Raw genomic sequence first — 18,481 nt, 5'->3', positions numbered from 1 at the left:
GGGACGCCGGGTGACCTGCCCGTCCCCCCGGCGCGCGGGCGGGAGGGCTGGGGGCACGGCTCCGCGGCCTACGTGGAGGCCGCCCCCGAGTGGCGTGCGACGACCGTACAGGCTTGCGGGCTCTGGCCGTTCGGAGCGGGCTCGGGAACCCCCATCACCGGCGTGCCGATCGGCCACACGCTCACCAGCGCCGCCACGCTGTGCTGTGATCCGATCAGTTGGTTCCAGCGCGCCAACCTCATCCTCAATCCGAGCGAATTCGTGCTCGGCAAACCGGGGTTGGGTAAGTCGACGTTCGTCCGGCGGCAGGCGCTGGGCCTGTCCGGGTACGGCGTGCAGCCGCTGGTGTTCGGCGACCTCAAGCCCGACTACGTCGACCTGATCCACGCACTCGGCGGCCAGGTCATCACGCTCGGACACGGCCGCGGCTACCTCAACATCCTCGACCCGGGCGAAGTCGTCGACGCGGCACCGCGGTTGCCCGCGTCCGCCCGCCAGGTGCTGCTGGCCGAGGCGCACGGGCGGCGGCTCAACGCCGTGGCGTCCCTCATCACCGTGCTGCGCGGCCACGCGCCGAGCGACCGCGAGGAGACGATCCTCAACACCGCGCTGCGGGTGCTGGACGAACGGCACGACAGCGTACCGGTGTTGGCGGACCTGCTCGCGGTCATCCGGTCCGCGCCGCCGGAGGTCCGGGCCGCGGCCCTGGACCGCGACGACCTGACGCGGTACCAGGCGATCACCGAGGAGTTGGAGGCCTCGCTCGTCGGGCTGGTCGGTGGCGGGCGCATGGGCACGATGTTCTCGAAGCCCACCACCGAGCCGATGCGCCGCGACCGGCCGGTCTGTTTCGACATCAGCAGCATCGACGACAGCGAGATGCAATTGCAGGCCGCGGCGCTGCTGGCCTGCTGGACGTACGGCTTCGGCGCCATTTCGGTGGCGCAGTCGCTGGCCGACGCCGGGCTCGAACCGCAGCGGAACTACTTCGTGATCCTGGACGAGCTGTGGCGCGTGCTCCGCGCGGGCCGCGGCCTGGTCGACCGCGTCGACGCCCTCACCCGCCTCAACCGGCAGCGCGGCGTGGGCATGGCCATGATCACGCACACCATGTCCGACCTCGTCGCGCTCAGCGCCGAGGAGGACCGCATGAAGGCGAAGGGCTTCGTCGAGCGTGCCGGAATGGTCATCTGCGGCGGCCTGCCCCGCGCCGAGATGCCGCAGTTGACCGACGTCGTCGGGATGACGGACGCCGAGCAGCGCATGATCGTCGACTGGGCGACCCCGCCGTCGTGGGACGCCGGAACCGGGCGCAAGGCCGCGCCTCCCGGGCTCGGCAAGTTCATGGTCAAGGTCGGCGGCCGCCCGGGCATCCCGGTCGCGGTCACCCTCACGCAGGCCGAACTCGCCATCAACGACACGAACCGGCGGTGGGCCAAGTGAGGCGTGCCGGGGCTGCGCTGGCGGTCGGCGTGCTCGCCGCGGCGCCGGTGGCGTGGCCCGCGGCCGCCCATGCGGCGACGGGGCACGCGGCATCGGGGCATGCGGCTCCGGGGTACGCGGCGACGGGGTACGCGGCCTCCACCGTCCGCCCCGCACTGCTGCCGGCCGACGACGACATGCACGAGTGCGCCGGTCGCGACGACTCGTTCTACGTGCCCGAGGACACCGCGGGCAGCCGGTTCCTCTGGTACTGCCGCAACGGCAAGCAGGGCGGCGGATTCCGCCCGACCATCCGGGAGAGCGACTGGGTCAACGACAAGGACGACGACATGAGCCTCGGCCGCTGGGCGGCCCGTAACGGTTCACCGGACGGCAGCGTCGACTTCGGGAAGCTCCGCGACGAGCCCTGCGACACCTTCCGCGGCGGCAACGGCCTGGAGCGGCGGCAGTGTCTCAACCTGCACGGCCTGCGGACCGAGCGGGCGCAGGGGGTGTGCACGCAGTGGCGGAGGCTGATCGAGGACCTGGCCCGCTCGGACCCGCAGAACGTCCCGCCGTACAACGATGCCCAGGACGGTGCGGTCATCGCGCAGTGCGACACCGACAACCCGGTGCTGAGCGGTGCGTACCGGGTCAAGCCGCGGGTGGACTCCAACACTTACCACCGCACCGACTTCAGCGCGCCCGAGGGCGTCACCAAACCCCTGGGCGAACTGCTGTCCATCGGGACGTGGATCGCGCTCAGCGCCAGCGTGGTGGGCATCGTCATCTCCGCCGGACGCCTCGCGCTCGCCTGGTCCCGGGGGATCGGCGAGACCGCCCAGGGCGCCTTCATCGTGCTGACGGCCTCGGTGCTCGCGGGCTCGTCCACGGCGTTGGCCCAGTTCTTCCTGTTCACCTGAATTGCTCCTTGCCTCGAACACGTGTGGCGGCACTGCCCGTTGACCCGAAGGAGACCCCCTGATGTCCGGCATCCACGAAGGCACCGCGCCCATGGTCACCGTGGCGGTGGCAGGGCTGACGCAACTGGTCACCTCGGCGGGAGATGTCGGCGCCAAGGTCGCCTCCGAGATTCGCCGTCCCATCGCCGCGCTCGTCAGTGCCCCGGCCCGGGCACCGTCCCAGGGTGCCGCGCTGGGCAGGGAGAAGTCACTCGGCGACGGCTGACGCCATGCGGGCGATGCTCATGGCGGGGCCCTTCCTCGGCGTGCTCACCGTCGTCGCGTTCTTCCTCGGGTCGTGCACGTGGATTCCGGAAGCGGCCGAGGCGTTCCGGGAGGCGGAGGCGGAACGCAGTGTCAGCACCGGGCGTTCGGGCGCGCTGGCGGTGGACGTGGTCCCGGTCGCGCACCGGTCCTGGGTCGAGAAGGCGGGCTCCATGTGCGCGGAGATCCCGCCCGCGGTGATAGCCGCCCAGATCGAGGCCGAGTCGGCGTGGGACCCGAAAGCGGTGAGCAGCGCGGGCGCGCAGGGGATCAGCCAGTTCATGCCGGGGACGTGGGCCACGTTCGGCCGCGACGAGAACGGCAACGGGGTGAGCCCCTTCGACCCGGCCGACGCGATCATGGCCCAGGGCCGCTACGACTGCCAACTCGCCGCCGAGATCAAGCAGATGCAGAGCGGCACGTGGCGGCTGCGGTGCTGGAGCGAGGCCCAGGGCCGGCTGATGATGCCGCCCGTCGCCGGTGAAGTGCGCGGCGAGGTCCTGGACTTGGTACTCGCGGCGTACAACGCCGGGCCGTGCGGCGTCCGCGTGCACCGGGGGATACCGCCGTACCCCGAGACGCAGAAGTACGTGGCCAAGATCCTGCGGCTGATGGAGAAGTACAGCGCCCCGCTGCCCGCGCCGGTTCCCGACCAGGTGGCCGCGGGGGACTTCGTGGGCAACGTGCTGCGGATCGCGCACGCGCAGCTCAAGCTTCCGTACGTCTGGGGCGGGGGCAGCATCAACGGCCCGGACAAGGGCTCGCGGGCGACTCCGAACGCGGCGGGGGAGACGGGCTTCGACTGCTCCGGCCTCGTGCAGTACGTGTTCTACCAGGCGACCAAGCATCTGCCCGAGGGCAAACGGCTGATCATGAGCCCGCCCGCGAACGCCCAGGCGCAGTACGGGGCGCCGGTGGCGCGCAACGACATGCGGGCCGGCGACGTGATCGCCTACCGGGACAGGGGGACGAGCGTGTACAGCCACATTGCGATCTACATCGGCAACAACCAGATCATCGAGGCCCCGCAGGATCCGCTGCACGTCCGGATCGCCCAGGCGTCCATCTACGACAACAAGGACTGGATGATCCGCCGGTACACCGTCACCGACTACACGCCGCCGAAATGAGGGGCGTGGAGGGTGGGGTCGGGGGCGGGGCCGAGAGCGCCGCCGAGAACAAGGTCAAGTGCCGGGCCGACAGCGAGGCCAGGCGTGCGGCCGAGAATGCGGCCGGGAACGGGAAGGGGGCCGAGCGTCGGCCCAGGCGCGGGTCGCAGAGTTGGGACCGGAACAGCGACCGGAGCCTGGTCGGGACCGGCGGCGGTAGGGCGGGCGCCGCGCTCGTCGCCGTGGTCGTATCGGCGATCGGCCTCTGCGCGTGTTCGGCGGGGGCGTCCACGCCCGCGTCGGCTCCGTCGAACGGTGAATCGGCCTTTGCCGCAGAAGAGTTCCCTGTGCCGGGAGCGGTGACCGGGAGCGTGCCGCCGTTTCCCCCGGCAGGGGGGTCGGGCAGCGGCGGTCCGACCACGGTGCCGGGCGACCCCGGTCGCGGAGCGACATCCGCGCCGCCCGCGGTGCCGTCGCCCGGGTTGACCGCCCCCGCGCAGCCGTTGCCGGTGCGCAGCGCCGTTTCGGCGCCGCCCGGTGTGCCCGACGTGGGCACGGTCGACCGTTCGGACGCCGCGTCCACCGCGCGGGCGGCGGTGGTCACGATGTGGGCCTCGGACACCACCACGGATGCGAGCGAACGCGAGGCCTCGCTGCGTGCCGGGCCTTATCTGGCACCGGAGTTGGCGGCCCAGCTGCGCCGCGACGCGCCGGTCGCGGGGCCGGGGGCCGAGTGGCGCGAGTGGGCGGGTCACCGGGCGTACCTGGCGGTGACGGCGGAACTTGCCGACGAGATGGGCAGACCGCCGGACACCACGGCGACGTCCGTGCACACGCTCCAGGTCACCGTCACGCCGACGGGGCGCGACGGGTGGGTCGGCGTTCCGCGTACGCACACCGTGATGGTCGCGCTGGCCCGCGCGGACGGAGCACCGTGGTCGGTGACGTTCCTCCAGGTGCGTATGTAGGCGAGGCGCCGCGGGGCAGACCGCCCCCGGCAGCAACGACCGACGCGCGTCACCCTCCGCTTCCTCGGCCCGCGGACCATCGGACCGACACCCGACACCCGACACCTCGACGCCCCGATACCCGGACAACCGGACACCCCGATACTCGGACACCCCGATACCCGACGTGCGTCCCGGACCCTCGCCCCCACCTCGCAAGCGAGCACAGTGCCACCGACAGCACCCAGGCCAGGACCTCCCTTGGAACCCCAACTCGCCCCGAAGATGAACCATTCGGTTTGATGTGAGGGATTCCGCTGGGGGCGTACAAGCCCCGGGCGGCGGCGGTGGGCTGCTTACAGTGGGGTATGGCCGAGACTGTTCCGCTGTTCCCGTCCACCGCCGAACCGACGACCGTTGAGCCGGGGATCGCCGACCGGTTCACCGCCGACCGAGCCGCTGTCGACCGGCCGGGCCCCGACGGGCCCGGCGTCGTTCGGCCTGTGGTCGACCGGCCCGGCGCCGACCGGCGGGACGGTGACGAGACCGCGCCGGGCAGATCCGCCCCGCGGCGGGCGGGCGCGCCGGAGGGGGAGCCGTTGTGGCGCCATGTTCTCGGCGACCGGTTCCGGGCGCTGCGCCATGAGCGCGGGGAGACCCTTGTGGAGACCGCGGGCCGTGCCGGGGTGTCCCCTCAGTACCTCTCCGAGGTGGAGCGTGGCATCAAGGAGCCGTCGAGCGAGATGATCGCCGCGCTCGCGGGGGCCCTCGACGTGACGCTGGTCGACCTGACCCTCGCGGTGAGCGAGCGGCTGCGGAGTGCCGCGCCGGCCGTCCGCGCGTCCGCGGTACGCCGGGCGCCCACCTGCCAGGCGGCGTACGCCCTGGCCGTCTGACCCACCGCCGCCACATCGCGCGCGGCGCCGACCGGTGTTCCCGGGCGGTGACCCGCGCGAGTGTGCCGTCACGCGGGTGCGCCGTCCGGCAGACTCCCGACCCGCGGCTCACCGCTCCGCGATGACCTGGTCGACAAGGCCGTACTCCTTGGCCCCGGCGGCGGTGAAGACCCGGTCGTGGTCCGTGTCGGCGCGGAGCGCCGCGGTGCTCTGCCCGGTGTGCCGGGACAGGATGCGCTCGATGTCCGCCCGCACCCGCACCACCTCGTCGGCTTGGAGGATCAGGTCGGGGATCGCGCCGCGCCCCTGTGCCGCAGGCTGGTGCAGGACGACGCGCGCGTGCGGCAGAGCGGCGCGCTTGCCCTCGGCCCCGGCGGCGAGGAGGACCGCGCCGATGCCGACGGCCTGCCCGACGCACGTCGTGGCGATGTCGGAGCGGACGTACCGCATGGTGTCGTAGACCGCGAGCATCGCACTGGGGTCGCCGCCCTCGCAGTTGATGTAGAGCTGGATGTCCTGCTCGTGGTTGTCGGCCTCCAGGAACAGCATCTGGGCCACCAGGGCGTTGGCGACGCCCGCGTCGATGCCGGTGCCCAGGTAGATCACCCGCTCGGCGAGGAGGTGCGAGTAGACGTCCATGATGCGTTCGCCGCGCGAGTTCTTGGCGATGACGTTCGGGATCGTGTAGGTGCTCATCGCGGGCCTCCCTGGAATCCGGTGCCCGACGCGGACTTGGCGCCGGGGGCGATGGTGTCGAAGGCGTCGACGATGGTGTCGATGAAGCCGTAGTCGAGCGCTTCCTGCGCCGTGTACCAGCGGTCGTGCAGCGAGTCCTCGAAGACCTGTTCGACCGGCTGCCCGGTGTCCTGGGCGATCAGCCCGAGCACCGTGTCGCGGGTGTGGCGCAGGTCGTTGGCCTGCAACTCGATGTCGACGGCGGTCCCGGCGATGCCGGCCGACCCCTGGTGCATGAGGACGCGCGCGTGCGGCATCGCGCGGCGCTTGCCCCGGGTGCCGGCGGAGAGCAGGAACTGCCCCGCGCTGTACGCGATTCCGAGGGCCAGCGTCGACACGTCGCACGGGATCACCCGCATGACGTCGCGGATCGCCAGCATGGACGGCACCGAGCCGCCGGGGGAGTGGATCCACAGGGCGATGTCGGCGGTCGGGTCGGCGGTTGCGAGGGTGATCAACTGGGTGGTCAGCAGCGTGCCGTTGTCGTCGTCCAGCGGGCCGTCCAGGACCAGGACGCGCTGGTCGTACAGGTCACGCCGCATGCGGTCGTGGAACATCGGAGGCTTGCCGTTTTCGCTCATGCCTCCACCATGGGCGACACCGGAGCCGGGCGGTCCCGGTATCTGCCCACGGCAGATCTGCTCACAGCAGACGCACCGCCCGCCCGGCTGCGCACCATCGGCGACGCCACACTGGCGGCGGTACGCAAGTGCCCCCGTTCGCGGTGCAGTTCCGCGCTACGCCTTGGCGTCCGAGGTGCCGGGTGGGGCGGCGACGGGGTCGGTGGCCGGATCCGGGGTGGTGTGGGCCGGGAGCGGGGATTCCGCCGGGACGGTGGCGGTTGCCGTGGCGGGGCCGGGGAAGCGGAGCAGGGTCAGGATCGGGCCGGTGGACACCGTGGTGATCAGCGCGACGAGGACCAGCACCGTGTAGAGGGACTGGTCGATCAGACCGCTTTGCAGGCCGATGTTGAGGGCGATCAGCTCGGTCAGCCCGCGAGTGTTGAGCATGACGCCGACGACGGCGGCTTCGCGGGACGGCATTCCGCCGATGCGCGCGCCGAGGTAGCCGCCGCCGATCTTGCCGACGACCGCCACGGCGGTGCAGATGCCGAGCAGCGCGAGGTCGCGTCCGGTCAGCGCGCCGATGTCCACGGAGAGTCCGCTGACCATGAAGAAGACGGGCAGCAGGAGCGTGCCGCTGTCCTGGAGCGGGCGTACGAGCGTCGCGTCCGGCTCGCCGTTCGCGCCGCGCGGCATGATGAGCCCCGCGACGAACGCGCCGAAGATGACGTGCAGTCCGAGCGCGGACGTGGCCCAGGCGGAGGCCATCGCGAGTGCCGCGACGACCGGGAGGTCTCCGCCGGGAACCGCGTCGGGGCGGGCCAGCCAGCGGTGCAGGGCCGGGCGTACGGCGAACAGCATCGCCGCCATGTAGGCGACGAAGAGCACCGTCGTCGCGGGCAGGGACAGGTGCTCCTGCCCCGAACTGCCGCCCGCCATAACGGCCGCGGCCAAGACCAGCCAGCCGACCGCGTCGATGACGCCCGCCGCGGTCATGGACACGACGCCCGCGACGGTCGACGCGACCCCGCGCTCGCGGATGATGCTCGCCAGCACCGGGACGGCCGTGACGGCCATCGCGACGGCCATGAACAGGATGAACCCCGCGTTGCCGCCCACGGTTCCGCCGGGCGGGGTGTACAGCGGCGCGATCGCGAAGGCGGCACCACCGCCGAGCAGCATCGGCAGCACGAACCCGCACACCGCCACCGCCGGAACGGCCCGCCGCCGTTCCCGCAGCACGCGCAGGTCCAGCTCGCACGCGACGGCGAACAGGAAGGGCACGAGGGCGATCTGCGCGACCACCGACAGGTAGGGGAGCACCTGTGCGGGGAACAGCGTGTCCATGAACCCGCCCGGCAGACGCCCCAGCAGGCTCGGCCCCAGGGCGAGTCCCGCCAGGATCTGGCCGATCACGGCAGGCTGCCGCATCTTCCGCGCCGCGGATCTGAGCAGATGGCTCAGCGCGACGATGACGGCGGTACCGGCGACGACATGCGTGACCAGTTCGTCGGTGCTCACGCAGTGTTCCCCTGTAAGTCGACTGAGCTACGTTCGGTGCGCGCTCAGGTTGACGCAAGCAGGTGACACCCCGACAATTCACCGGCCCCTTCGGCGGTTTACGTACTTTCCATCGCGCCATTTGGATGCGGCTCTTGAAGGGGACGGGCAACTCACGGACGCGTTTCGGGCGCTCAAGCCGTCAGGCGCGCAAAGGGGCCAACAGGTCCCGGAGTTCGCGGGGCTTGGTGATGCCGGGGACGGTGTCGCGGGTCAGCCAGGAGGGGGACGGCGGTGCGTCGTGGCGTGCCCACGAAGGGGATTCGGGCCAGTGGCGCCGGGTCATGCGCTGGAGCGGTTCGGTCAGGCCGGCGCGCTCGCACGCGGCCGCGTATTCGATGCTCGTGTTCCGGGCGCCGGTGCGGTCCCAGAAGTCCTCTTCCTTCGACCACAGCCCGTCGCCCGCGTACCAGAGCACGGTGAGCCCCGCGAAGTCCCAGTACGGCGGCCCCTCGTCGGACGGATTGTCCCGGCGGTTCCGGTAATGGAACGTGACGATCTCGTTCTCGATCGTGTACCAGTCCAGCACGCCGTAGATCTCCGGCACGCCCTTCATCACCGCGTGGATCCACAGGTCGATCTCGTCCGGCCCGTGCAGCAGGCCCCAGAAGTGGTCGATGTAGTACGCGTCAGGGGTGTACAGCCGCGCCCAGGAGGCCCAGTCCTCACCGGCGTTGCCGATCGACCACCAGCGGGCGAACTCGCTCTCCACTTCCTGCCGGTCGAACACCACCGCGAACCTCCCCGGACGTGATCAGTCGAACCGTTGTACACCACATCGCCGTCGCATCCGAGGGGCACGGACGCCGGACCGCGGCCGTCCGAGCCGCCGCGGCCCCCTGCCGGCTATCCCGCCGCCCCGCCGCCCCCGCCCGGCCGGCGCGGCGCGGTCAGGATCGCGCCCTCGCGCTTGAGGAGCCGGAACACCGTGGTGGTCTCCACCGACGTGACCCGGGTCAGCGCCGCGATCCGCGTCGTCAGGTACCGGTACAGCTCCGCCTCGTCCCGCAGGCACGCCACCGCGATGACGTTCGTCGCGCCCGTCGTCGCGGCGGCGAACACGACCTCCGGGTGCAGGCTCAGCTCCGCCAGCACCTCGGCGAGGTGCGTCGGCGGCACGGACATCCGCAACGCCGCGGTCGTGCGGTGGCCGAGCGCCGCCGGATCCGCGTCCAGTTCGAAGAACAGCAGCCGCTCGCGGCGCAGTTCGTCCAGGCGCCGCCTGGCCCACGACTCCGACTGCCCGGTCGCGGACGCCAACTCGGCGTAGCCCGAGCGCCCGTCGCGCCCGAGTTGCGCCAACAGCCGTACGTCCGCCTCCGTCGGCTCCACCGTCGTCGGTTCGCCGTCGTCCGCGAGGTTCCACAGCCCGTAACCGGGGTCCAGCGCCGCGACCTGATCGGGCGTCAGCCAGGCTGCCTTCTCCCGCCAGCTCAGCGGCCCGCCGTGGGCGATGTGCAGCACGCACTGGGCGGTGATGTCCACGACCTTGGGGGTACGCGGAAGCGTGTGCCGCAGCAGGTGGTCCGCATCGGCGGTGCCCCGCAGCCGCGCCACGCAACTGATCTCCGTACCGCCCGAGGTCAGTTCGACCCACGACGTGTCGGGCCGCCTCGCCAGCGCCTCGGCAATGGCGAACGCCGCGTCCGGCGTGCTGCGGATCCGCACCACCCACGTTGTCAGGCCGAGACGGCGCGGGTTGGCGAGGCCGACGACGCGCGCCACCCCGCTTCCCCGCAGGCGGCGGTAGCGGCGGGCCACGGTCTGCTCGGACACGCCGACGACTCCGGCGATCCGCGCGAACGGCGCGCGGCCGTCGATCTCCAGCGCGTGGATGACGGCACGGTCGATGTCGTCGAGGACCACGGCCGACCGCACCGGTGTGGAGGTTTCCATCCACAGAAGCCTAGCCGTGGCGGATTCCGGGCGAATTCCGCCGGTGGCTGGATGGCCCCACAAGGCGGAGCGAACGTGGCGGCGTACCGGCCCATCACCCAGAAACGGGACCACACCATGCGCAAATGGGGACCGCTCATAGCGGTATGCCTCGGGGCGTTCATGCTCCTCGTCGACACCACCGTCGTGCTCGTCGCGCTGCCGGACATCGCCGACGACACCGACTCCACCTACGCCGACCTGCAATGGGTCGTCGACGCCTACGCCCTGGCCCTCGCCGCCCTGCTGCTCGGCGTCGGCGCGCTGGCCGACATCGTGGGACGCAAACGCGTGTACGCGGTCGGCCTCGTCGTGTTCACCGCCGCCTCGCTGCTGTGCGGCGCCGCTCCCGGCACCGGGACGCTGGTGGCCGCGCGCGTCGTCCAGGGCGTCGGCGGGGCGGCGATGCTGGCGACGGCCATCGCGCTCATCGGGGACGCGTACCAGGGCCGCGACCGCGGTGTCGCCTTCGGGATCTGGGGCGCGGTGGCCGGTGCCTCCGCCGCCCTCGGCCCGGTGCTCGGCGGGCTGCTGACCGAACACGTCGGCTGGCGGGCGATCTTCCTGGTCAACCTGCCGGTCGGCGCCGCCGCCCTGGTCCTCGCGCTGCGCCTGCTGCGCGAGTCGCACGGCGACCGGACGACGCGGGTCGACGTCCCGGGCGCGGCGGTGTTCACGCTCGCCGCCGGGGCGCTGACGTACGCCTTCATCCGGGCCGGCGAACACGGCTGGGACGACGGCACGGTCCGCGCCGCCTTCGCCGTGGCCGCCCTCGCCGTGGTGCTGTTCGCGGTCGTCGAGCGCCGCGCCGCCGCGCCGATGCTCGACCTGCGGCTGCTGCGCGACCGCTCCTTCACCGGCATCCTGGTCGCCGGACTCGCCCTCCAGATCGCCGCGTTCGCGTGGATGCCGCAGGTGTCCCTGTGGCTTCAGACACACCTCGGCAACAGCCCGGTGCGCGCGGGACTGATGCTCGCGCCGCTGGCCGTCGTCGCGTTCGTGGTCGCGGGCGCCGCAGGGCGGTTGCTGCACGAGGTCCCGGCGCGCTGGACGATCGGCGGCGGACTGCTGTTCATCGGCGCCGGCGGCCTCCTCCTCACCCGCATCGACGCCGGATCCGACTGGACGGTCCTTCTGCCCGGTCTGCTCACCGCGGGCGTCGGCGTCGGCCTCGGCACACCCGCGCTGGCCTCGGCGATCCTCACCACCGTGCCGCCGGAGCGGGCCGGGATGGCGGGCGGCGCGCTCAACACGTTCCGCCAGCTCGGCTTCGCCCTCGGCGTCGCGGTGACCGGGGTGGTGTTCCAGGGTCGCGCCGAAGGCGTCCTGCGCGACGCGGACGTCGCCGGCGCGCACGCCGCGGCGACCCGCCTCACCGAGCGCGGCGGCGAGGCCGGGCTGCCGCCGGGCGCCGCCGATTCGGCGTACGCCTCGGGCCTGGACGCCGTCGTCCTCATGTCCGGCGCGGTCGGCCTCGCCGCGGGCCTCCTCGTCATCCTGCTGGTGCGCGGGAACCGGCCCGGGCCGCCCGCCGCCGTACCCGGCCGCGCCCGCCCCGAGACCCGCCCCGAGCAGGCCGAAGGCGCCGCGATGGGCTGAGAGTAAGGTTTCGGCCACGGAGCGTTGACAGGACAGTCACTCAGGGTTGCGTTACCGTTGTTGCTGTCTGCGGTCAATTTGTGGTTATGCGGTACCTGCGGGGAAGGGTGGCCGACCATGCTCAGCGCACGCGGCATTCTTCAGGAGATCCACCGGGACGACGACGCGTTCCGCCTGTTTTGCAGCATCGCGGCCAAGGGCGAGAGCCAGGGCGGCTGGGAGAACGGGCGGATCGCCGCGCTCGTCCCCGACCCGGAGCTCGCGCCCAAGGTCGCGCGGCACGGCGCCGACGAGGACAAGCACGGGCGCATCTTCAACGCCATGCTCCACCGACGCGGCCTCGACCCGGTCGAGGTGCCGCCGGAGGCCGACTACTGCATGCTGCTCGAACGCCAGGGCATCGGCCTCGCCCACGAGCGCCTGCGCCGCGACGAGCCGATGACCGACGCCGACATCGTCGAATACCTCGTGCACTCGCGCGTCACCGAGCAGCGCGCCGCCGAGGACATGCGCCTGCTGCGGCGCTACCTCGGCGACGACCCCGATATCGGCCGCGGCATCCGGATGATCTGCGACGACGAGGAGAACCACCTCGCGTACTGCCACGAGGAGTTGCTGCGGCGCACCGCGGCGGGCGGCGGAACGGCGGTCAAGCGGGCCCTCCAGAAGACCGCCCGCGCCGAGATCAAGGTCAACCGCGACGTCAGCCTCGCGGTGATGGCACGGATGGGGACTCTGCTCAACTGGTCGCGCGCCCGCCGAGCGGTGCTGAGCGCGGGGATCCATATGACGTACGCCTACGACCGCCTCTGGGGCACCCGCCGCATGGTGCGGCTCCGCCCGCCCGAGCGCGTCAACGCCATGGGTCCCAGGTCGGCCGCCCACCCCAACGCCGCCTGATCGCGGTCACGCGGCGCGGGTCGTCCCGGGCCGATCGCCCCGACGGCGGGCCGCCGGACGGCACGTCGCGACGGGTGTGCCGACGGATTGGTCCCTGCGTTATGTCGCCTCGTCAGCCGACCGTGGTGACAACGGACTTCGCGAGTGCCACCAGCTTGGCCTGGTCGAGGTTCTTGGCGGTGCCCTCGGGCGCGATGGTGACCTTCAACAGGTTCTTGGCGTCGAGCTCGACCATGAGGATCAGCGTCTTCAGCGTGCCCCGGGTGTAGACGGCGGCGGGTACGCCCACCTCCGCGTCGATGCGGGTGCCGTTGTTCTCGGCGACCGCCTCCTCGATCGGCGCGATGTCGTCGCCCGCCTTGAACACCGTGACCATCGTGCGGGTGGTCGACAGGACGGACTTGCCGTCCGGGCCGCGGTAGTCGCAGGTGAAGGGGATGTTGTCGGGCTTCGACACCACGGTCGTGCCCAGCACGGGGGAGACCGCGTCGACCGGGAGTACGGCGCACACCTCCGGCATCGTCACGGGACCGCCCGTGGTCTTCGGAGTCGCCTGCGGCACGGGTGCGTTCGGTACCGGCGCGGCGGGCGGGTCGTCGTCGTCCGGCGCCTTGACGGGCGCGCCCGCCTTCGGCGTCGACGTGCTCTTGTTCTTCTTCTTGTCCTTGTCGATGACTCCGCAGGCGGTCGAGGTGAGGGCGAGCGCGCCGACGAGTCCGGCGGCGGCGGCCCCGCTGCGCAGGCGCGCGGATCTGCTTCGTCCAGGCATGGTGGAACTCCCCGTGAGTCGATGGATGAGGGGCGGTTCGCGCACAGGGCGCGCCGGGACCCCGGCGACGCGTCTGCGCGCCCGTGGATCCCGCCCCCGCAGGACGCTATTGGAGCCCGGCGCCGCGATGCTGCGGTACTCCCCTCACATTCCCCGGGGCCGTTCGCCCGTCTGCCCGGTTGCCTGTCTGCCCTCGCCCCGCTGCCCCGTTGCCCGGGTGCGCGCCCGTCCGCCTGCCCGTTGGCTCGGCGAACGGCGGCGGGACGCGCCGCTCAGTCGCCGACGAGGCAGAACTCGTTGCCCTCGGGGTCGCGCAGGACCTGGAAGGCGCCCTGGTCGTCCCGGACGATGCCGCCCAGGCGTACCGCGCCCAGGAGTTCGACCGCGCGGGTGGCGGCGGGGATGTCGGACACGGAGACGTCCAGATGCAGCCGGTTCTTGCCGGACTTGCCCTCCGGCACGCGCTGGAAGGCGACGCGCGGCCTGCCGGGCGGATCGACGTACGCCCAGGACGCGTCCCGGCCGACCGGTTCGCCGCCCAACACCCGCGCCCAGAACACCGCGAGGCGGTACGGCTCCGCGCAGTCGACCACGACCTCCTGGAACTCGGCGCCGAACCGTGCGAGCCCCGGCGCATGGCCCATCACGATCAGCGGCGTGACCGTCCCGTCCGCCTCGACGAACGGCGCGGCCCCGGCGTCGGGTTCGTCGACGAACCCCTCGTCCAGGTAGAGGCCGTGGGCGCGGTCGTTGCCCGCCTTGACGTCGAGCCAGACGCGCCGCGCGCCGTGGACCGCGTACGCCCGGCCCACCAACTCCCGCAGCAGCGCCCGCCCGTGCCCGCGTCCGGCATGCGCGGGACCGACCACGATGCGGCGCACCTCGACGGCCTTGTCCTCCCGGGCGAGCCCGGCGAGCACACCGAACCCCACGACCCGGTCGTCCGCGAGCACGACCACGTGCTCCTGCGCGGGGTCGGCCAGCGCCAGGGCATGCCAGGTGCGCCCGATCTCGCACAGCCAGCGGGCCGCGTCCGGTTCGGCCTCCAGTGTGATGATCGTTTCGAGGTCGGCTTCCTTGCCCGGGCGGAAAGTTCGCACGTCAGACAGGGTACCGGTGGTCCGGCGCGGTGACGAGCGGCGTGTCCGGCGGCCGAGGCGGATGTGGCATGCCCCGTCCGTCGGATAGCGTCTTCGCCATGCGTGACCTGGAACCGGGGGATCCGCACCGCCTGGGCGACCACGAGTTGGTCGGCGTGCTGGGCACGGGTGGATTCGGCCGGGTGTTCATGGCCAGGACGCCGCAGGGCAAACGGTTGGCCGTCAAAGTGACCCACCCTCACCTGCTGCGCGCCGACCCGGACTTCGCGACGCGGTTCGCCGGGGTCATGGGCGACCTCTCGCGCGTGCGCAACCTCGGCGCCGGGCGCATCGTGGACTGGCGGGCGGACGACGTCCGGCCCTGGTACGCACGCCGGTACGTCCCCGGCGCCTCGCTCGTCGAGGTCCTTGCCGCGGGCGGCCCGCTGCCGCACGCGGCGCTGCGCATCGTCGCCGGTGTCGCCCGCGGCCTCGCCGCCATGCACGACGCGGAGCTGCCGCACGGTGGCGTGACGCCCGGCAACGTGCTGCTGACCGTCAGCACGGCGCAGCTCGTGGACGGCGGGCTGGCCCGCGTGTTCGGCGGTTCGGCGCGGTCCGGCGGCGCGGCGGTGCCGCTGACCGGCCCGGCGTTCGCGCCCCCGGAGGGCGGTGCGGAGGCCACATTGGCGGCGGACGCCTACGCGCTGGGTGTGTTGCTGATTCTGTGCGTTCGCGGGCACCTGCCGGAGGGGCCGGATCCGCGGGACGTGCTGGCCGACGTTCCGACGGCGGATCTCCCGGACGGTGTGGCGCAGTTGGCCGCGCGGCTGCTCGACCCGGTGCCGGAGTCGCGGGCGACTGTCGCGCAGGTCGTCGCCCAACTGGGCCGCCCCGGCGGCGAACTGGCGACGCACCTGCCGAGGGCCGCGCGACGGGTGATCAGCGCGCACGCGGAGGGCATCGGGCAGGACGAACCGCCGACCGGCTCGGACGCGGCACTGCCGCATCCCCCGCGCGCACCCGCCGCGATGGGGCCGGCGGGCGGTGCCCCGGCCCTGGGGGCGATCCCGCGGACCCGGCAGGGCACGGCGGTCGGACAGGCCACCGCCGCCGTCGTGCCGGCCGCGCCGGCCACCGAGACCGGGACGTCCACGACCGGGCCGAAGCCGGCCGGGAAGCGCTCCGCGGGCGCGGGAAGCGCCGCGGCGGGTGGCCGCGGGCGGCGGACCGCAGGGCCGACGCCGGACGCCCGGGAGCGGGAATCCGGGCCTCGACTCGTCCCGGAAGACGGCCTCGCGCACGACGCCGGTCAGCTCGCGACCGCGCGCGACGCCGCCGCAGACGCCGCGCGCGCCGGCGCCCGCGGCTCAGGCAGCAGTTCCAGGCACGACAGCGCCGGCGACGCAGTCCACGACAAGTCCCGTGGTGCCACGCGCGACGGTTACGGCGACGCCGCAGCAGACACCGCGCGCGGCGCAGCCCGCGATACGGCCGACGTCGTCAAGGGCAGTGCCACGCGCGACGACGCTCGCGGGTCGGTCGGCAGTTCCGCGCACGACTCCCGCGACGGCGAGCACCGCGCACATGACGGGCACGGCGCGTCCGGCGGCCCCGGGCACCCCGCCGTCGCCACCCCCGGGTTATCCGCCTCTCCCTCCCCCGACCAGGCCGCCGCGTTGGGGGCGCAGTGCCTCTGGACGCGCGAAGTCCCCGGTGTGCAGAGCCTTTTCATGTCCGACGGGCTCGTCTTCGCCGGGGGTGACAGCCTTGTCGCGCTGGCCCCCGCGACCGGTGAACCGGTGTGGAGCAAGCCCGGCTGGCGCATCGTCGGCGAACCGCGGGACGGGCACGTCCACGTCACCCAGGGCACCCGCCTCGCCCTGCTGGACGCCGCCACCGGGACCGAGCGCTGGCGTACCGACGTCGCCGCCGCGCGCGGTCTGTGGGCTCGCGGCACCTCCCGACTCGCCCGTGCGGAACGGGCGTTCCGCCTGCACGCGGTCTTCGAGCCGGCCGCGGGCGTCCTCGCCGCGATCGGCGGGCACACCGAGATCTTCGGACTCGACCCGGCCACCGGCGAGTTGCTGTGGAACCGCAGGGAGCCGCGCCGCACCGCGTTCACCCGGGACGACGCGGGCGCGGTCTACCTGAGCGGCGACGGCCGCGAACCGATGCGCGCCCTCGACCCGCGGACAGGTGAACTCCTCTGGCACGACGACGCGGAGGACTCCATCGTCACGGCGGTGGACCGCGGCTGGGTGCTCTGCGCCCGCTTCCGGCCCGGGACCGCCGAGGTCGGCTCGTACGTCGTCCGCGCCGCCGAGAACGGCGGTCTCGTGCACCGCGACATCAGCCCGGGGGACACCGCGGTCCTGGAGAACGGTGTCCTCTTCGTCCTCGGCGGCGGCGAGTTCCGCGCGCTGCGCCCCGCGCAGGCCGCGCAACTGTGGAGCACCCCTTGGTCCGGCGGGACCGCGGGGCTGTCGCTCGCCGTCGACTCCGCGGAGGCGTACCTGCGCGGTGAGGACCGGCGCGTGCACGCCGTCGACCTCGCCGACGGTTCGGTGCGCTGGACGAGCGACCCCATCCCCGCGCGCCGCCCCCTCGACGCGGTCGGCGGCCAACTCGACCGCACGCTGCCGGTGTTGGCCGACGGACCGCTGGTGTGCGTGCGTTCGCACAGCGATTCGGTGCTCATCGTCCTGGACCGCGCGGACGGCCGCGAACTGTGGTGGTGGCGCGCCTGGTACGGCACGCTGACGATGGTCGCCCCGGTGGTGTCCGGCGCGTTCGTGTACGTCGTGGACGGCGATCGGGTCCGCGCGCTGACCGGCCGGGACACCGGCGAGGCGGGGTCCGCGTGACCTTCCTCGTGGCGATCCGACCCGCCCGCGAAGCGAGTTCGGCACCCAAGGCGGTCTCCCCGTGCACGCGCCGCCGCCTCGATCTCGCGGCGACGGCAGGGCCGACGGTGTTCCTCGCGGCGATGGGCTGGAACCGCCGCTGGATGGCCGACGACGGCCTGATCCTCACGCGCGTGGTGCGGCAGGTCGTGGCCGGGAACGGCCCGGTCTACAACGTCGGCGAGCGCGTCGAGACGTCCACCGGCACCGCGTGGCAGTGGCTGCTCGTCGCCGTCCACTCGCAGATGCACGGCCTGTTGATCGCGGCCCGCGCCGACGAGCGGCACGTGCTCATGCTCGATCCCCGCTACGGCGAGGTGTTCGGCCTGGCCCCGGACTTCGCGCCGCCGCTGCGGCCCGATCTGGAGAACCGCGTCGCGCCGGTCACCGGCAAGATGGGCGCGGGCGGCGCCATGATGCCCCTCGACGGCCTCCTCGCCGACGTGTGGGGGCTGTCCAGCACCATCGGCGCGCACCTGGACCAGACGAACTTCGCGGCCGCCGGGCACCAGAAGCTGATGCCTCCGGCCTGGAACATCGCGCTGTACGTCGACCCGGCGGCCTTCCCGTCCGTCCCGCCCGCCCTCGCCGACCCGGAGCAGGTACAGGTCGCGCACCGGGTGCTCGTCTGCGGCGATGTGCGCGAGCTGCCGGAATCCGTCACCGAGCCGATGGATTTCGACCGGTTCGGGAAGAACCTGACCTGCTCCTACCAGCGGACCAGCATCCGCATACCCGTCAACGCGGTCGAGGCCGTCCGCAAGTTCTGCGCCTGACCGGCGAAACTTTTTCCGGAGTTTGCCGGCCCCCACGCAGCTTTTCGGAGGGTCGACCG

General features: G+C 72.9%; 17 protein-coding genes. 10 read left to right on the top strand and 7 right to left on the bottom strand.

Annotated elements, in window-relative coordinates; all coding sequences use genetic code 11:
- Positions 1 to 162: 162 nt before the first annotated feature.
- The 6 genes from ACRX5S_RS11925 (at position 163) to ACRX5S_RS11900 (ending at position 5,600) form a co-directional block, all read left to right on the top strand.
- Entirely contained in the window at positions 163 to 1,443 is a 1,281-nt protein-coding gene (locus tag ACRX5S_RS11925) for an ATP/GTP-binding protein (protein ID WP_436772848.1), read from the top strand.
- Positions 1,440 to 2,345, top strand: a complete 906-nt coding sequence (locus ACRX5S_RS11920; RefSeq protein WP_436772847.1) for a hypothetical protein — start codon at positions 1,440 to 1,442, stop codon at positions 2,343 to 2,345. The genes ACRX5S_RS11925 and ACRX5S_RS11920 overlap by 4 nt, the downstream gene beginning before the upstream one ends.
- A gap of 61 nt (positions 2,346 to 2,406) precedes the next feature.
- Positions 2,407 to 2,610, top strand: a complete 204-nt coding sequence (locus tag ACRX5S_RS11915) for a hypothetical protein (protein WP_436772846.1) — start codon at positions 2,407 to 2,409, stop codon at positions 2,608 to 2,610.
- Positions 2,611 to 2,614: 4 nt separating this feature from the next.
- Positions 2,615 to 3,778, top strand: coding sequence for an NlpC/P60 family protein (locus tag ACRX5S_RS11910; RefSeq protein WP_436772845.1), 1,164 nt, complete (start codon positions 2,615 to 2,617; stop codon positions 3,776 to 3,778).
- 488 nt (positions 3,779 to 4,266) lie between these two features.
- Positions 4,267 to 4,725, top strand: coding sequence for a hypothetical protein (locus ACRX5S_RS11905; RefSeq protein ID WP_436772844.1), 459 nt, complete (start codon positions 4,267 to 4,269; stop codon positions 4,723 to 4,725).
- A gap of 347 nt (positions 4,726 to 5,072) precedes the next feature.
- A complete protein-coding gene (locus ACRX5S_RS11900) occupies positions 5,073 to 5,600 on the top strand; it encodes a helix-turn-helix domain-containing protein (protein ID WP_436772843.1) in 528 nt (175 codons plus the stop codon).
- A 108-nt stretch (positions 5,601 to 5,708) separates the two neighbouring features.
- On the opposite strand, the gene ACRX5S_RS11895 is transcribed toward ACRX5S_RS11900, so the two are convergent.
- The 5 genes from ACRX5S_RS11895 to ACRX5S_RS11875 form a co-directional block, all read right to left on the bottom strand.
- A complete protein-coding gene (locus ACRX5S_RS11895; RefSeq protein ID WP_436772842.1) occupies positions 5,709 to 6,296 on the bottom strand; it encodes a ClpP family protease in 588 nt (195 codons plus the stop codon).
- Complete coding sequence (locus tag ACRX5S_RS11890) at positions 6,293 to 6,916, bottom strand: ClpP family protease (RefSeq protein ID WP_436772841.1); 624 nt, start codon at positions 6,914 to 6,916, stop codon at positions 6,293 to 6,295. Before ACRX5S_RS11890 ends, ACRX5S_RS11895 begins: the two co-directional genes overlap by 4 nt.
- 156 nt (positions 6,917 to 7,072) lie before the next feature.
- Positions 7,073 to 8,419 (bottom strand): cation:proton antiporter domain-containing protein, encoded by a 1,347-nt coding sequence (locus tag ACRX5S_RS11885; RefSeq protein WP_436772840.1) that lies wholly within the window; start codon positions 8,417 to 8,419, stop codon positions 7,073 to 7,075.
- A gap of 181 nt (positions 8,420 to 8,600) precedes the next feature.
- Positions 8,601 to 9,191, bottom strand: a complete 591-nt coding sequence (locus tag ACRX5S_RS11880) for a nuclear transport factor 2 family protein (RefSeq protein ID WP_436772839.1) — start codon at positions 9,189 to 9,191, stop codon at positions 8,601 to 8,603.
- A gap of 113 nt (positions 9,192 to 9,304) precedes the next feature.
- The gene (locus tag ACRX5S_RS11875) at positions 9,305 to 10,354 is read right to left on the bottom strand and encodes an Lrp/AsnC family transcriptional regulator (protein WP_436772838.1); all 1,050 of its coding nucleotides are present in this window, start codon (positions 10,352 to 10,354) and stop codon (positions 9,305 to 9,307) included.
- 51 nt (positions 10,355 to 10,405) lie between these two features.
- On the opposite strand from ACRX5S_RS11875, the gene ACRX5S_RS11870 reads away from it, so the two are divergent.
- Positions 10,406 to 11,992: an MFS transporter gene (locus tag ACRX5S_RS11870; protein WP_436772837.1), complete on the top strand. Its 1,587-nt coding sequence runs from the start codon at positions 10,406 to 10,408 to the stop codon at positions 11,990 to 11,992.
- A 117-nt stretch (positions 11,993 to 12,109) separates the two neighbouring features.
- Positions 12,110 to 12,892 (top strand): ferritin-like domain-containing protein, encoded by a 783-nt coding sequence (locus tag ACRX5S_RS11865; protein ID WP_436772836.1) that lies wholly within the window; start codon positions 12,110 to 12,112, stop codon positions 12,890 to 12,892.
- A 112-nt stretch (positions 12,893 to 13,004) separates the two neighbouring features.
- Here ACRX5S_RS11865 and ACRX5S_RS11860 read toward each other — a convergent pair whose 3' ends face one another.
- Positions 13,005 to 13,661 carry a hypothetical protein gene (locus ACRX5S_RS11860; RefSeq protein WP_436772835.1) on the bottom strand — a complete coding sequence of 219 codons (657 nt, stop codon included), beginning with the start codon at positions 13,659 to 13,661 and terminating at the stop codon, positions 13,005 to 13,007.
- A 272-nt stretch (positions 13,662 to 13,933) separates the two neighbouring features.
- On the bottom strand, positions 13,934 to 14,761 hold the full coding sequence (locus tag ACRX5S_RS11855; protein WP_436772834.1) for a GNAT family N-acetyltransferase: 828 nt from the start codon (positions 14,759 to 14,761) through the stop codon (positions 13,934 to 13,936).
- Positions 14,762 to 14,859: 98 nt separating this feature from the next.
- On the opposite strand from ACRX5S_RS11855, the gene ACRX5S_RS11850 reads away from it, so the two are divergent.
- Positions 14,860 to 17,607 (top strand): outer membrane protein assembly factor BamB family protein, encoded by a 2,748-nt coding sequence (locus tag ACRX5S_RS11850; RefSeq protein ID WP_436772833.1) that lies wholly within the window; start codon positions 14,860 to 14,862, stop codon positions 17,605 to 17,607.
- Positions 17,604 to 18,422 carry a hypothetical protein gene (locus tag ACRX5S_RS11845; RefSeq protein ID WP_436772832.1) on the top strand — a complete coding sequence of 273 codons (819 nt, stop codon included), beginning with the start codon at positions 17,604 to 17,606 and terminating at the stop codon, positions 18,420 to 18,422. Before ACRX5S_RS11850 ends, ACRX5S_RS11845 begins: the two co-directional genes overlap by 4 nt.
- The last annotated feature ends 59 nt before the right edge of the window (positions 18,423 to 18,481 follow it).

Origin of the sequence: Yinghuangia sp. YIM S09857 (genome assembly GCF_051388915.1) — a bacterium.
Taxonomy (GTDB): Bacteria; Actinomycetota; Actinomycetes; order Streptomycetales; family Streptomycetaceae; genus Yinghuangia.
This window is presented reverse-complemented; position numbering and strand designations above follow the sequence as displayed.

Bases quoted from the DNA above. Each gene is read 5' to 3' on its own strand.
- ACRX5S_RS11860 (WP_436772835.1), bottom strand. From the start codon at position 13,661: ATGCCTGGACGAAGCAGATCCGCGCGCCTGCGCAGCGGGGCCGCCGCC.
- ACRX5S_RS11875 (WP_436772838.1), bottom strand. From the start codon at position 10,354: ATGGAAACCTCCACACCGGTGCGGTCGGCCGTGGTCCTCGACGACATC.
- ACRX5S_RS11890 (WP_436772841.1), bottom strand. From the start codon at position 6,916: ATGAGCGAAAACGGCAAGCCTCCGATGTTCCACGACCGCATGCGGCGT.
- ACRX5S_RS11850 (WP_436772833.1), top strand. From the start codon at position 14,860: ATGCGTGACCTGGAACCGGGGGATCCGCACCGCCTGGGCGACCACGAG.
- ACRX5S_RS11895 (WP_436772842.1), bottom strand. From the start codon at position 6,296: ATGAGCACCTACACGATCCCGAACGTCATCGCCAAGAACTCGCGCGGC.
- ACRX5S_RS11910 (WP_436772845.1), top strand. From the start codon at position 2,615: ATGCGGGCGATGCTCATGGCGGGGCCCTTCCTCGGCGTGCTCACCGTC.
- ACRX5S_RS11900 (WP_436772843.1), top strand. From the start codon at position 5,073: ATGGCCGAGACTGTTCCGCTGTTCCCGTCCACCGCCGAACCGACGACC.
- ACRX5S_RS11915 (WP_436772846.1), top strand. From the start codon at position 2,407: ATGTCCGGCATCCACGAAGGCACCGCGCCCATGGTCACCGTGGCGGTG.
- ACRX5S_RS11865 (WP_436772836.1), top strand. From the start codon at position 12,110: ATGCTCAGCGCACGCGGCATTCTTCAGGAGATCCACCGGGACGACGAC.
- ACRX5S_RS11870 (WP_436772837.1), top strand. From the start codon at position 10,406: ATGGCCCCACAAGGCGGAGCGAACGTGGCGGCGTACCGGCCCATCACC.